General features: G+C 71.1%; 13 protein-coding genes. 8 read left to right on the top strand and 5 right to left on the bottom strand.

The annotated features are described in order from the left end of the window. Positions 1 to 119: 119 nt before the first annotated feature. Together ACQYWQ_RS16330 and ACQYWQ_RS16325 are read right to left on the bottom strand one after the other, a co-directional pair. Positions 120 to 1,118, bottom strand: a complete 999-nt coding sequence (locus ACQYWQ_RS16330; protein ID WP_431035417.1) for an inorganic phosphate transporter — start codon at positions 1,116 to 1,118, stop codon at positions 120 to 122. A gap of 4 nt (positions 1,119 to 1,122) precedes the next feature. Beyond that, positions 1,123 to 1,743: a DUF47 domain-containing protein gene (locus ACQYWQ_RS16325; RefSeq protein ID WP_007824141.1), complete on the bottom strand. Its 621-nt coding sequence runs from the start codon at positions 1,741 to 1,743 to the stop codon at positions 1,123 to 1,125. 338 nt (positions 1,744 to 2,081) lie between these two features. Here ACQYWQ_RS16325 and ACQYWQ_RS16320 point away from each other — a divergent pair, with 338 nt between their 5' ends. Continuing rightward, on the top strand, positions 2,082 to 2,456 hold the full coding sequence (locus ACQYWQ_RS16320; protein ID WP_431035415.1) for a metal-sensitive transcriptional regulator: 375 nt from the start codon (positions 2,082 to 2,084) through the stop codon (positions 2,454 to 2,456). Positions 2,457 to 2,741: 285 nt separating this feature from the next. On the opposite strand, the gene ACQYWQ_RS16315 is transcribed toward ACQYWQ_RS16320, so the two are convergent. Next, positions 2,742 to 2,918, bottom strand: a complete 177-nt coding sequence (locus ACQYWQ_RS16315) for a hypothetical protein (protein ID WP_431035413.1) — start codon at positions 2,916 to 2,918, stop codon at positions 2,742 to 2,744. Positions 2,919 to 3,227: 309 nt separating this feature from the next. Between ACQYWQ_RS16315 and ACQYWQ_RS16310 the strand changes: the two genes are divergently transcribed. Further along, the gene (locus ACQYWQ_RS16310; protein WP_431035411.1) at positions 3,228 to 3,410 is read left to right on the top strand and encodes a hypothetical protein; all 183 of its coding nucleotides are present in this window, start codon (positions 3,228 to 3,230) and stop codon (positions 3,408 to 3,410) included. Positions 3,411 to 3,542: 132 nt separating this feature from the next. On the opposite strand, the gene ACQYWQ_RS16305 is transcribed toward ACQYWQ_RS16310, so the two are convergent. Both ACQYWQ_RS16305 and ACQYWQ_RS16300 read right to left on the bottom strand, forming a co-directional pair. Then, a complete protein-coding gene (locus tag ACQYWQ_RS16305; protein ID WP_431035409.1) occupies positions 3,543 to 4,271 on the bottom strand; it encodes a phosphatase PAP2 family protein in 729 nt (242 codons plus the stop codon). Positions 4,272 to 4,732: 461 nt separating this feature from the next. After that, positions 4,733 to 6,049: an NlpC/P60 family protein gene (locus tag ACQYWQ_RS16300; protein ID WP_431035408.1), complete on the bottom strand. Its 1,317-nt coding sequence runs from the start codon at positions 6,047 to 6,049 to the stop codon at positions 4,733 to 4,735. A 440-nt stretch (positions 6,050 to 6,489) separates the two neighbouring features. Between ACQYWQ_RS16300 and ACQYWQ_RS16295 the strand changes: the two genes are divergently transcribed. The 6 genes from ACQYWQ_RS16295 to ACQYWQ_RS16270 all read left to right on the top strand — a co-directional run bounded on the left by ACQYWQ_RS16295 (position 6,490) and on the right by ACQYWQ_RS16270 (position 13,979). Continuing rightward, on the top strand, positions 6,490 to 6,798 hold the full coding sequence (locus ACQYWQ_RS16295) for a hypothetical protein (protein ID WP_008746622.1): 309 nt from the start codon (positions 6,490 to 6,492) through the stop codon (positions 6,796 to 6,798). Positions 6,799 to 7,043: 245 nt separating this feature from the next. Next, entirely contained in the window at positions 7,044 to 7,895 is an 852-nt protein-coding gene (locus ACQYWQ_RS16290; protein ID WP_431035407.1) for a hypothetical protein, read from the top strand. Beyond that, positions 7,885 to 9,165, top strand: a complete 1,281-nt coding sequence (locus ACQYWQ_RS16285; protein ID WP_431035406.1) for a hypothetical protein — start codon at positions 7,885 to 7,887, stop codon at positions 9,163 to 9,165. The genes ACQYWQ_RS16290 and ACQYWQ_RS16285 overlap by 11 nt, the downstream gene beginning before the upstream one ends. Beyond that, positions 9,162 to 10,715 carry an SCO6880 family protein gene (locus ACQYWQ_RS16280; RefSeq protein WP_431035405.1) on the top strand — a complete coding sequence of 518 codons (1,554 nt, stop codon included), beginning with the start codon at positions 9,162 to 9,164 and terminating at the stop codon, positions 10,713 to 10,715. Before ACQYWQ_RS16285 ends, ACQYWQ_RS16280 begins: the two co-directional genes overlap by 4 nt. Positions 10,716 to 10,948: 233 nt before the next feature. Next, positions 10,949 to 12,340, top strand: coding sequence for an ATP-binding protein (locus ACQYWQ_RS16275; protein ID WP_431035403.1), 1,392 nt, complete (start codon positions 10,949 to 10,951; stop codon positions 12,338 to 12,340). 85 nt (positions 12,341 to 12,425) lie between these two features. Beyond that, entirely contained in the window at positions 12,426 to 13,979 is a 1,554-nt protein-coding gene (locus tag ACQYWQ_RS16270) for a type VI secretion protein (protein ID WP_431035402.1), read from the top strand. The last annotated feature ends 19 nt before the right edge of the window (positions 13,980 to 13,998 follow it).

Raw genomic sequence — 13,998 nt, 5'->3', positions numbered from 1 at the left:
GCCGCCCGGTCACCCGGTCACCCGGCCCCGAGCCATCCAGCCACCCGGCCCCGAGCCACCCAGCCACCCGGTCACCCGGTCACCCGGTCACCTGGTCACCCGGTCACCCGGTCACCCGGTCACAAGAACAGGAAGTTCACGACCCAGAACACCACCGCCGCCACGATCGCCGCCGCGGGCATCGTGATGAACCAGCCGAGCACGATGTTCTTCGCGACGCCCCAGCGCACCGCGTTGACCCGCTTCGTCGCGCCGACGCCCATGATCGCCGAGGTGATCACGTGTGTCGTCGAGATGGGCGCGTGGAAGAGGAAGGCGGTCGTGAACATGATCGAGGCGCCGGTGGTCTCGGCGGCGAAGCCCTGCGGCGGGTCCAGCTCGATGATCTTGCGGCCGAGCGTGCGCATGATGCGCCAGCCACCCGCGTACGTACCGAGCGAGAGCATGAGCGCGCAGGCGATCTTCACCCACACGGGGATCGCGTCGCCCTGGTCCTCGACGTCCGCGATGACGAGCGCGAGCACGACGACGCCCATCGTCTTCTGCGCGTCCTGGAGCCCGTGCCCGAGCGCCATCGCGGCGGCCGAGACGGTCTGCGCGATACGGAAACCGCGTTTGGCCCGGTGCGGGTTCGACTTGCGGAAGAGCCACAGGATCGCGCACATGACGAGGTAGCCGACGACGAGACCGACGACCGGCGAGAGGAACATCGGGATGACGATCTTGTCGACCACCCCGGACCAGATGACCCCGATCCCGCCCGCGAGCGCCGCCCCGACCATCCCGCCGAACAACGCGTGCGAGGACGAGGAGGGAAGCCCGAAGTACCAGGTCACAAGGTTCCACACGACCGCCCCGACGAGCGCGGCGAAGAGAATCCACATCCCCTTGTCGCCGTGCGGCGTGTCGATGATGCCCTCGCTGACCGTCTTGGCGACGCCGTTGCCCAGAAAGGCACCGGCGAGGTTCATGACGGCGGCCATCGCGAGCGCCGCGCGCGGCGTGAGCGCCCGGGTCGAGACGGAGGTGGCGATCGCGTTCGCGGAGTCGTGGAAGCCGTTGGTGTACGTGAAGGCGAACGCGACCAGAACGGTCACGACCAAAGCAAAGGTGTCCACCGGGTCAGGACTCCTTGACCGCGATGGTCTCCACCGTGTTCGCGACGTGCTCGAACGCGTCGGCGGCCTCTTCGAGGACGTCGACGATCTGCTTGAGCTTCAGCACCTCGATGGCGTCGTACTTGCCGTTGAAGAGGTGTGCGAGGAGCTTGCGGTGGATCTGGTCCGCCTGGTTCTCCAGACGGTTCACCTCGATCCAGTACTCGGTGAGGTTGTCCATCGTCCGCAGATTGGGCATCGCCTCGGCGGTCAGCTCCGCCGCACGGTGAAGGACCTCGATCTGCTGCTCGACACCCTTGGGAAGCTGGTCGATCTGGTAGAGAACGACGAGATCGACCGCCTCCTCCATGAAATCCATGATGTCGTCGAGCGAACCGGCGAGGGTGTAGATGTCCTCACGGTCGAACGGCGTGATGAAGGAGGAGTTCAGCTGGTGGAAGATGGCATGCGTCGCGTCGTCCCCGGCGTGTTCCGCGGCCCGCATGCGTTCGGCGATCTCGGCCCGGGCGGAGGGGTCCGCCCCGAGCAGTTCCATGAGGAGCTTGGAGCCCGTGACGATGTTGTCCGCGGACGCGGCGAACATGTCGTAGAAACTCGTCTCCCGGGGGGTCAGACGAAAACGCACGTGGGGTCCTCGGTGTCCTCTGGGTTCGGTCAGGCTGATGCTAGGCGCATCATCCGGCCACGGCGAACCGGCTTTCACAGTGTCGCCCATGAAAGCGAGCGATCATCACAGGGCCCCAAGCGGCCTGAGAGGAACAGAACCGATCCCATCAGATCGGAAATATCGGTACGATATACCCATCCGGGGTATAGAGGGGCCGTTCAGCGCCCGTCTCGACGCTTCTGCGCAGCCTGCCCCACACTGGCCGTAACCCCGCGAGGCCCCGCGCTCCGCGAGGGGTGTCGGACAGCTCACATCTGCGCCGTGGTCCCCCACGGCCCCCGTACCGGGAGGACGCGATGACGACCACCGAGGCCGAAGGCACCGGAACGGCGACTCCCACCGGGGCGCCCGACCCGTCCGCCGCCGAGACTCCCGCGGCCGGACACGCCGTGCACGGCTACCACGACCACAAGCAGGAGCACCTCAAACGCCTGCGCCGCATCGAGGGCCAGATCCGCGGCCTCCAGCGGATGGTCGAGGAGGACCAGTACTGCATCGACATACTCACGCAGGTCTCCGCCTCCACGAAGGCTCTCCAGTCCTTCGCCCTCCAGCTCCTTGAGGAGCACCTGCGGCACTGCGTCGCCGACGCGGCGGTACGGGGCGGGGACGAGGTCGAAGAGAAGGTCGCCGAGGCCACGCGGGCCATCGCGCGGATGCTCCGTACGTGAGGACGCGGAGACGCCCCGTACGGGAACGGGCGCGCGCACCGCACCCCTAGGGGCGCCCTCCGTACGGGAACGGGCACGCGCTCCGTAGGGGAAGGAGTGCGTGCTCCGCACCTGAAGACGCGTGCTCCGTACGTGGTGGGCTGAGCGCGCGACCGGGGCGGGGCCGACGCCGGGGCCCGGCACCGGTACCCGGTCCGGCCTCGCCCGGATACCGGGCGGGCCGAGGACGACCACCCGCCCGGGCCCGCCGCCCCCGGCCCCCGGCCGCGCCCCCGGCCCCCGGCCTCATCCGCCGTAAGCGCTCACGTCACCGCGGCCCACCCCTCTCACCTGCAAGACCTCGTCGATCCGCTCCACGCTCAGCCGCTCCTCGCACGAGCAGACGGCCGCGATCATCAGCTCCCCGCAGAGCTCGATCTCCGCGAGGGCCACCGGGTCCTCGACCGCGAAAGCTGTCGTCACCGTGGCTCACCCCCTTCTCCCGGACCCTTCCCGGACCCCTTCTCGGGCACTGTCCCGGACGGCGCGCGGCCCAGCGTAAGGAGCCGCGTGCGCCCGGCGCATGACACGGACGGACCATTTACGGGTCATCCGCCCCGGCGCACGACGGGGCGCCCCACCGGGCGGCGTGTCCACCCGTCGCACCCAGTCGTCCACCCGGGCACTCATCGGGTCAACGAACAATACGTACGGCCGTCACGCTGCCCGCCCGGGAATCCACGAAATCCGCCCCAAGGACTACGGCTGGTCCCCCAGGACTACCGTGAAGACGTGACCTCCGAGGAGACCCCGGCCGACGCCCACCGCACCACGACCCAGGAACGCGGCCCCTTCTGCACCGCGACCTGCCTGTGCGGCTGGCGCGGCCCCGCCCGCCGGGCCCGTTCCAAGGCCCGCTCGGACGCGGCGGAACACCTGCGGGACACGGAGGCGGAACCCCGTACCCGCTCGTGACGCTCACGGAAGCGGACCCTCGTACGTGCTCGTGACGCTCACGTACGGACTCGCGTCCCCTCCGCGTACGGGTTCATGACGCCCCCGTACCCCCACCCCCGTGCCCCCGTACGCCCCCGCCGGCCGCCTCCGCTACGCCGCCAGGTCCCTGTCCCCGTCCGCCCGCGCCGGGCGCACCGCCCCGTCGGCCCCCTGCGGCTCCCGCTCCCCTGCGGCGCCGCGCCCGTCCCCCGTACCGCCGCCCGCCCACACCAGGCGGCCCGCACGGCTGCGCCCGACCGCGCGCAGCACCGGCGTGAACAGCGCGGTGAAGAGCGGCGAGAGCAGCAGCGCCACGGCGGTGCCGAGCGCGAAGCCACCGACGACGTCCGTCGGGTAGTGCACGCCCATCAGGACCCGGCAGAAGCCCTCCAGCGCCGCGAGCCCGATGCCGACCAGGCCGAGCTTGCGGTGGGCGAGGAAGAGCGAGACGCCGATCGCCATCGTCAGCGTCGAGTGATCACTCACGAAGGAGAAATCGGTCTTGCCCGGCTCCAGGACCTCCAGGCCCTTGTGGTCCACGAAGGGCCGTGGCCGCTCGACGAAACCGCGGATCGGGATGTTCACGCCCACCGCGAGCGCGGCGGCGAGCGGCGCCCAGACCACCGCGGCGACCGAGGAGGCCGCCGCGTCGAGGGAGCCGCGCCGCCTGACACCCCACCAGCACCACAGCACGAGCAGCACGGCGAGCACCGGCAGCCCGTACTCGCCGAGGAAGCGCACGGCCTGATCGCACCAGCCCGGGGTGTGCTCGGTGAGGCCGTTGATGTCGAAGAGCAGGCTGACATCGGGGTTCGACCCGGAAGTGTCGAGTCCAGCCATCGTGCCGCGGCCCCTTGTCTTTCGTACCGGGACGCACACGGCGTACGTCCCTCACCAACCCCCGTGGTCGGCACCGGCCGGCACCGCTCCGCTCGCGCACACACCCGTGGTCCTGAACAGAGAACGCCTGCTCCCTGCCCACGCGTTCCGCGCTCCACCGAATGATCACCCAGACGTTATCGAAGAGAGACGCGTCCACGCAGCTCAGGACCCCCACCGCGAGCGGGCCCGGACCGGGGCGCGCAGGGCGGGGCGGGGCGCGGCAACAGCCGGTCCCGGCGCCGGGACCCCGCCGTCCACGAGTCCACTCCCCGTCAGCCCGTTCCCCTCCAGCCCGCCCCTGTCAGCCCGCCCCTGTCAGCCCGTTCCCGCCAGTCCGTTCCCGCCAGTCCGTTCCCGCCAGTCCGTTCCCGCGAGTCAACCGCCGCCCGCCGCCACGCGCTCCCCGCCAGTCGCTCCCGTCAGTCCGCTCGTCGCGGTCCCTCACCCGCTCCGGCGGCCGGCGCGGAGACCTCGGGCGAGGGGGACGGGCCACCGGTCGGCTCACCGGACACGGCGGCTCCGTCACCCCCCGTCTGGCCTCCCCCCTTCGCCGCGGCGTCCTGCTCCTCGCCCTCGCCCTTGTCCTCGCCTCCGCCCCCGCCCCCGCCTTCGCCCTTCGCGTCAACGGCGGCCTCGTCCGCCGTCCCGCTCCCCGTCTCCGCCTCCCCCGCCCCGCCCGTCTCCTGGGCCTTCTCCGCCGCACGATCCTCGTCGACGGGCCGCAAGGACTTGCTCGCACCCGGTTCGGGGAGCGCGGCAGCGGCGGCCTGCGTGACACGGGTCGCACCGAAGTAGTCGGGGGTGTCGATCGGGTCGAAACGGATGACGGCGCCGGTACGCGGAGCGTCGATCATGTAGCCGCCACCGACGTAGATCCCCACGTGCCGGATGGCGCGCGAATCGCTCAGATCGTCGGAGAAGAAGACGAGATCACCGGGGAGCAGTTCGTCCCGCCCCGGGTGCGGTCCCGCGTTGTACTGATCGTTCGCGACGCGCGGCAGATCGATACCGACATTCTCGTACGCGGCCTGAGTGAGCCCCGAGCAGTCGAAGCGCCCGCGCTGCGCCGCCGTCCCCGTACCGCCCCAGAGGTACGGCGTGCCGAGCTTGCCCTGCGCGTAGGAGATCGCGGCCGCCGCCTGTTCGGAGGGCTGGAGCCGTCCGACCGGCGCGGAGAAACTCTCCTCCAGGCCGCGGATCGTCTTCACGTAGTTCCGCGTCTCGCTGTACGGCGGCACCCCGCCGTAGCGGATGACGGCGTCGGGCCCCGCGTTGTAGGCGGCGAGCATGTTGGCCGACTGATCGCCCGGCACATTCTTGACATACGAGGCGAGTTCGCAGTCGTACGAGGCGGCCGAGGGAATCGCGTCGGCCGGGTTCCACACGTCCCGTACGCCGTCCTTGTCGCCGTCGACGCCGTGCGCGGCCCACGTGCTCGGAATGAACTGCGCGATGCCCTCGGCCGCGGCCGCGCTGCGGGCGCGGGGGTTGAAACCGGACTCCTGGTAGAGCTGCGAGGCGAGCAGCGCGGGGCTGAGGGCGGGGCAGAGGTTCCCCCACTTCTGCACGAGCGCCTGGTACGCGGCGGGCACCGAGCCCTTCGCGAGCCCGGCCGTGCGCCCCGCGCCACCGCCGGTGAGGTTCCCCGCGACGACGAAGACACCGACGACGAGGAGCGCCACGAACCCCGTCCCGAGGGCGGCGAGCAGCGAGCCGATGAGCCAGAACTTGCGCACGCGTCAACTCTCCCCCATGAAGAAGCGCTTCGCCACGGTGTACGGGAGCACGGGGTGCGCGTACCAGCCATATGACCCGTTCATCGGAGCACGCGGGAGCGAACGAATGACCGGGGGCCCCGCGTCCCTGATGTCAGATCAGCTGACTGAGCGTCAAACGATCCGCACCCGCGTTCGCCTCCCCTTCACCCGTTGGGGCGACCCGCCGTGGACACGCCCACTTCGTTGCCCGCAGTCACATCGCATGATACACAGAGTAATCACGCGGGCGGCCGCGTCCCCTTCCACCCCTTCGGTCCGGTTCCGGCGGGTGGAAAGAAGGCAAAACTCGGCCAGGTTTGACGCCAAGTCGACATGCACAAGCGCCGGAGTCAGCGACAATGAGCGAGACCTCTGTGTCGAGCAGAGGACGGAACAACCCGTTAGGGGCGGTGAGTTACATGCTTATGGCGGCCGACAAGGGCGACATCAACACGATCATCGGCGGGATCGCCCCGGACTGGGGCCCCTTCGGGAGCCTCGGCAGCGAGGCCCGCGTCATGATCCAGGTGGTCATGGCCTTCGCGATCATCCTCTGCCTCGCCATCGCGATCTGGGGCGCGGCCAAGCAGCGCATCGGTGCCACGGCGCTGCGCGACACCTTCAGCGCCGAGCAGGGCAAGGGCCTCATCATCGCCGGACTCAGCGGAGTCTTCATCATCGGCTCTCTCGGCACCGTCTTCACGATCGTGTACGGCATGGCCGTCTAGCGACGCACACGGCTGCGCCGTCCAGTCGCGGGGCGGCACGACCGGGGCCACGGGGGTGCCCCGCACGCCACCCGCGTCACCCCTGTCCCCCGTGCCACCGGCTGAGGTTGCGTCCCCCTGATGTCCCTGATGTCCAGTCACCACACCCCGAGCGAACGGCCGTCCACCGGGCTACCTTCGTACTACGCGCACCGCACCGCGGGCCGCGTGAGGGTCCACCCAACGGCCGAGGGGGCGCAGGCGGCATGAGCACGGGCGACGACCACCGGTACGGGGTGCCCCCGCTCCCCGACGACTACGGCGGCACCGGGCAGACCCGCACCCGCCTCCCCGACCGCGCGGGCCCCCCGCACCCGCCCGCACCCCGCCGCCCCTCGCGCGGCCTCGTCGTCATCGGCGCCGTCGTCGCCCTCCTCATCGCGGCGATCGCCTTCGCGAACCAGAACTCCGACGACTCCCCCACCCGCCCCGACACCCCCACCCCCGCCAAGGCCGCCCCGGCCCCGGCCCCCACCACCCCCACCGGCACCAAACCCACCCAATCCCCAGGCCCCACCGGCATCCCAACGGGCTACCCCCGTACCCAGGACGGCGCTCAGAGCGCGGGCGCCAACTACGCCGTGGCACTCGCCTCCGAGGCCATGCTCACCAAGGACGCCCGCGAGCAGCTGCTCGGCCAGCTCCTCGTCGCGGACCAGCTCTCCCCCCTCGAAGAGCGCTTCGACTCCGTCTACTCGGCCGACTTCCTCGCGAAAATCGGTCTCGACCCGAAGGGCAGCCCCGTGGACGGCGGCACCTACGTGTCCCGCGCGATGCCGATCGGCACGAAGGCGACGGCCTACACCGACACCGAGGCCAAGGTCGAGGTCTGGTGCACAGGGCTCTCCGGCACCGCGTCGAAGTCGACCACGCACCCGGTCACGACCACCTGGTACACCACGGTCCTGACCCTGCGCTGGGAGAGAGACGACTGGCGGATCGCCGCCTTCACGCAGAAGGACGGGCCCACCCCCGTCAACGGGGACGGCACCGTGTCGACCTCCGAGGAGATCGAGAAGGCCGTCGAGGAGTACGGAGGGTTCACCTATGCCCGGTAACCGGCGCACGCTCGCCCGGGGTACCGCACTACTGCTCACGGCGACCCCAGCAACGGTCCTGCTGTGGGCCGGCCAGGCTCAGGCCGATCCTGACGAGCCCTGCGACATCGTCCCTGGCCCGGTCAAGTCGGCCTGTGAAGGCGACAGCGGCCCGAGCGGCCCCAAGGTCCCCGACGCCCTCGACCCCCTCGCCTCCCTCGCCAACGGCTGTGCCGACGCCGCCTCCTGGACCGTCGACAAACTCTCCGAGGCCGTCAAAAGCACCGCCAACGTCGACTTCACCAACCCCAAGTTCCTCCAGCAGTACGCCGTCGTCTTCGCCGCCTCCACCATCCTCACCCTCCTCCTCTGGCTCCTCGCCGTAGCCAAACGAGCCGTCCGCGGCGTCCCGATCACCACCGCCATCAGCGAAGCTGTCGGCTTCCTCTGGCTCACCGTCCTCGCCTCCGCCTTCACCCCCCTCATCCTCTACACCGTCGTCTCCGCCACCGACGGCATCACCGCGGTCCTCTCCCGCACCACCGGCAGCCAGACCGACGTCTTCTTCGGCTCCTTCTCCAAAGCCCTCGACAAGGGCGACGACATCGGCGGGGGCCCCATCATGCTCGTCGTCGTCTCCCTCGTCTCGATCCTCGCCGCCGGCGTCCTCTGGCTCGAACTCGTCATCCGCGCCGCCCTCCTCTACGTCGGCGCCCTCCTCGGCACCGTCGTCTACGCCGGACTCGTCGACAAGAACATGTGGGGTCACGTCCGCCGCTGGGCCGGCGTCATGATCGCGGTCATCCTCGTGAAACCCGTCATCGTCATCGTCCTCGGCCTCGCCGGCGCCCTCGCCGGCGACGAAGGCCCCTCCGCCTTCTCCGCCGTCGTCTCCGGCCTCGCGATCATCCTGCTCGCCATCTTCGCGAGCGCCATGATCTACCGCTTCGTCCCCGGCTTCGGCGACGAACTCGTCGCCTCCCGCTCCAACCGCATCCAGCAGGGCGCCGAGTCCCGCGCCGCCGCCGTCCTCTCCTCCCCCGCCTCCTTCGTCGCCCAGGGCATCAAGACCCACAGCACCCGCAACGACGGCGGCGGCAACTCCGGCGGCGGCCAGAACCAGGGCGGCTCCAAGGCCCCCCACTCGGTCGGCGAAGGCATCGCCGCCCACGGCACCCGCGGCGGCGGCGCCCAGCAGGCAGCGGCCCCCGCCCCCCGCTCCGCCACTCAGACCCCGCACGCGTCCAACCGAGGCACGAGCACCAACAGCACGGGAGGTGAAGGGCGTTGACGACCCCGCCACAGACCTACGCGCCCCGCCGCACCTATCTCATCGGCCGCGCACGGCCCAACGCCGTCATCGGCCGCAACCGCGAGAGCGGCGAACTCGCCCTCATCATCGCCGGGGCCTTCCTCGGCATGATGTGCGGCCTCCTCGTCCCCTTCCTCGCCCTGCGCCTCGTCCTCCTCATGGGCTTCCCGCTGATCGCCCTCGCCGCCGTCTACGTCCCGTACAAGCGCCGCACCTTCTACAAGTGGTACGAGATCAACCGCAGCTTCAAGCGGCTCAACCGCAGCGGCCAGGCCGCCTACCGCTCCGGCGCCGCCGAGGCCGGCACCCGTATCGACGGCCGCGAGATCGAAGTGGGCCCGCCCCCCGGCATCGGCCGTATCTCCTGGCTCTCCGCCCCCTTCGGCCCCGATGAGATCGCCGTCCTCCTCCACGCCGACCGCCGCACCGTCACCGCCGCCATCGAGATCGAGGGCCCCGGCGTCGGCCTGCGCGACTCCGAGGACCAGGAAGCCCTCGTCGACCGCTTCGGCACCCTCCTCAAGCACGTCGCCAACGGCGACGGCTTCGTCACCCGCCTGCAAATGCTCGCCCGCACCCTCCCCGCCGACCCCGACGCCCACGCCAAGGACGTCAGCCAGCGCGGCGACCAGCGCGCCCCGCTCTGGCTCCAGGACAGCTACGAGCAGCTCCTGTCGATGGTCTCCACCTCCAGCGAGCAGCACCGCGCCTACCTCGTCGCCTGCATGGACTACGGGCGCGAGCTGGCCGCCGAGGCGAACGCGATGGCCAAGGCCGCGCGCCCCAAGGGCGGCCGCAAACTCGACCGCGACGCGGGCCTCGCCATCGTCATGGCCCGCGAGCTGACGGATATCTGCTCCCGCCTCCAGGAAGCCGACATCCGCGTCCGCCAGCCCCTCGGCCAGGGCCGCCTCGCCTCCCTCATCCACTCCATGTACGACCCCGACCACCCCATCGACCACCTCCAGGCCATGACCCGCCGCAACGCCTGGCCCGCCGAGCTGGACGCCACCGAGCCCACCTACCTCCAGGCCAAGACCCGCGAGTCCGCGACCCGCGAGCCCTGGTGCCACGCCACCGCCTGGGTCAAGGAATGGCCCATGACCCCCGTGGGCGTGAACTTCCTCGCCCCGCTCCTCGTCCACACCCCCGATGTCATCCGCACCGTCGCCGTCACGATGGACCTCGAACCCACCGAGATCGCCATCGAGCGGATGCTCACCGAGAAGACCAACGACGCCGCCGACGCCAGCCGCGCCGCCAAACTCAACCGCACCGTCGACCCCCGCGACATGGCCGCGTCCGGCCGTATCGACCAGCGAGGCGACGACCTCGCGAGCGGCGCCGCCGGAGTCAACCTCGTCGGCTGGATCACCGTCTCGTCCCGCAACCCCGAAGCACTCGCCCGCGACAAGCGCACCATCCGCGCCTCCGCGGGCAAGTCCTACCTCAAGCTCGAATGGTGCGACCGCGAACACCACCGCGCCTTCGTCAACACCCTGCCCTTCGCCACCGGCATCCGCCGCTGACCGCCCCCGCTCGCCGACGACGCCCGCACCTGCACTCGCCGACCACCTGCCGCCCCCGCCCTCATCCGCTGCTGACCATCATCCACCGGCCACCCCCGCCCAGGCGTCCCCCGCCCGACGGATTTCTCTTCCTCCCTCTCACGAACGACGCCACGCCGCACCCTCCGTCCCACGACTGATTCGCCGCTCCAGCGGCATCCATCGCACGACCCGCCACCGCCCGGGAGCCAGAGATGAAGGACCCGCTGACCCTCCTCACCGACGCCTTCGCCGCATTCCTCTTCGGAAAGGTCGAGACCACCCGTCTCCCGGTCCGTACCTCGACAGGGCAGGCCCAGGCCGTCTACCTCCCGACCGCCGCCCCGGGCCTCGGCGACTCCGGTGTCATCATCGGCCGCGAGGTCTACAGCGGGAAGGGCTACATCTACGACCCCTTCCAGCTCTACGGTCAGCAGCTCCCCGCCCCGCACTGGCTCGTCCTCGGTGAGTCCGGCAACGGCAAATCGGCGCTGGAGAAGACGTACGTGATGCGCCAGCTGCGCTTCCGCGACCGCCAGGTCGTCGTCCTCGACGCGCAGGGCGAGGACGGCGTCGGCGAGTGGAACCTCATCGCCTCGCAGCTCGGCATAACCCCCATCCGCCTGGACCCGACCGCGGCCCTCGACATGGGCATCCGCCTCAACCCGCTCGACCCCGCGATCACCACGACGGGCCAGCTCGCCCTGCTCCGCACGATCATCGAAGTGGCGATGGGCCACAGCCTCGACGAGCGCTCCGGCTTCGCCCTCAAGGTCGCGCACTCCTACGTCAACGAGACAGTGACGGGCCGTCAACCCGTCCTGACCGACATCGTCGAACAGCTCCGTCACCCCGAGCAGAAATCCGCCGAGGCGATGAACGTCGCCCTGGAGGACGTCCGCGCCTGGGGCCTCGACGTCGCGCTCGTCCTCGACCGCCTCGTCGACGGCGACCTGCGGGGCATGTTCGACGGCCCCACCACGGTCGGCATCGATCTCGACGCGCCCCTCATCGTCTTCGACCTGTCCCACATCGACCGCAACTCGATCGCGATGCCGATCCTCATGGCAATCGTCGGTGTCTGGCTCGAACACACCTGGATCAGGCCCGATCGCAAAAAGCGCATCTTCCTCGTCGAAGAGGCCTGGCACATCATCAACAGCCCCTTCGTCGCGCAGCTCTTCCAGCGCCTCCTGAAGTTCGGCCGCCGCCTCGGTCTCTCCTTCGTCGCCGTCGTCCACCACCTCTCCGACGTCGTCGACGGCGCCGCGGCGAAGGAAGCCGCCGCGATCCTCAAAATGGCCTCGACACGCACGATCTACGCCCAGAAGGCCGACGAGGCCCGCGCCACGGGGGCCGTCCTCGGCCTCCCCCGCTGGGCCCAGGAGATCATCCCGACACTGACCCCGGGCATCGCCGTATGGGACGTCAACGGCAACGTGCAGGTCGTCAAACACCTCGTCACCGAGGCCGAACGCCCCCTCGTCTTCACCGACCGCGCCATGACGGAATCGTCCGAGCCCTACCCCGAGGAACTCCTCGCCGCGGAGCAGGAGACCGCCGAACGCGCGGCCCTCATGGAACAGCGCCACTCCGGAGTCGCCTGATCATGCGCGAGCGGCACGGAACCGGCCCGTACCCGCGTCAGTGGTACGGGAGACGGAGCGACACCGTACGAGAGGACGAGCCCCGATGAGCCCCCGCAGGCAGCCCACCCCGGGCCGCCCGGGCGGCGTCCCGGACGGCGTGCTCCTCGGCGTCCTCGTCCTGGCCCTCGGCATCACGCTGCTTCTGTGGCTCGCGAGCGGCCTCGCCGCCCTCCTCTCGCACGGCCACTGGCCCGCGGCGGTCAGCCTCCGCCACACGCCGCTCGCCCTGCGCTCGCTGCTCACCGACCCGAAGGACCTGCACGCCGCGTGGCCCGAAGCACCGGCCACGGCGCTCTCCGGCTACGGCCTCTTCTGGGGCCTCTTCTTCGGCCTCGCGATGGTCCTCGTCGCCCTCGTCCTCTTCGCCCTCTCCGCCTTCGCCCGCCGCAGCGCCCTCCGCGCAGCCCGCAAGAACCCGCCCCCGCCCGAGCCGACTCCCGGGCCCGCGCTCCTCCCCGGGGAGGAGTCCGTACGGATAAGGGAAGAAGCCCTGCGCCGCCGCGAGGCCGCCCTCCGCCGCGAGGAGGAGGAACTCGCCCGCCGGGAGGAGGAAGCCCTCAGCCGACGCGAGAAGGCCCTCGAAGACCGCCGCGAAGCCCTCGACCTGAGCAAGCGCGAAGATCCCCGCACGCCCCCGCCGGTCCTGGCCGCTCCGGCTGTCCCCGCCCCGCGCCGTCCCGCGCTCCGCCTCGCCGACGCCCCGGCCCGTCTCACCGAGGCGATCGAGGCGGTACGGGAAGCGGCAGGACCCGTCCTCGTCGTCACCTCCCAGCCCGCGCTGTGGCAGGAGACGAAGGACGCCCGCGCCAAGCTCGGCCCCGTCCTGGTCCACGACCCGCTGCTGCGCTGCGAGACCCCGGACCGCCTCCACTGGTCCCCGACCACCGGCTGCGCCGACCCGAAGACCGCGGCGGTACGTGCCGGAGCGCTCCTCGCCCCGGTCCGTCCCGCGTCCCGGCTCGACGCAGCGACCGCCGACACCGCCGAGACGCTCCTGCGCTGCTTCCTGCACGCCGCCGACACGGACGGCCGTCCGGTCTCCCACGTCCACCGCTGGGCCCAGGGCACGCGCGTCCACGAAGCGGTCCGCATCCTCCGTACCCACCCCACCGCGGCTCCCGGCGCCGCGGGCGAACTGGAGGCAGCACTCACCGCGTATCCGGAACGCCGGGACATGGCCCAGGAGCTGACGGCCCGGGCCCTCTCAGGACTCGCCGAGGTCCACCTGCGCGAGTCCTGCACCCCGCACCGCACCGACACAGCCCGGCTGGATTCCTTCCTCGCGGAGGAGGGAACGCTCTACCTCGTGGGTGTCTCCGTCGAGGACCCCAAGGCGCACCCCGGCGCCCTGCCCTTCACGACGGCGCTCGCCTCCGACGTGGTCGAGCACGGCCGCCGCGAGGCCGCGAGGTCTCCCGCCGGCCGGCTCGACCCACCACTGACGCTCGTCCTGGAGGACGTCGCCGCGGTGGCCCCCCTCCCCGAGCTTCCAGCCCTCCTCGCGACGGGCCAGGCCACCGGCCTGCACCCCTTGGCGCTCCTGCGCTCCCAGGAGCAGGCCCGCACCAGGTGGCCGGACACCGACCTCGTGGGCTGAGCCCCGACCCGTCCGCGGA

The organism is Streptomyces sp. P6-2-1 (assembly GCF_050613165.1).
Taxonomy (GTDB): domain Bacteria; phylum Actinomycetota; class Actinomycetes; order Streptomycetales; family Streptomycetaceae; genus Streptomyces.
This window is presented reverse-complemented; position numbering and strand designations above follow the sequence as displayed.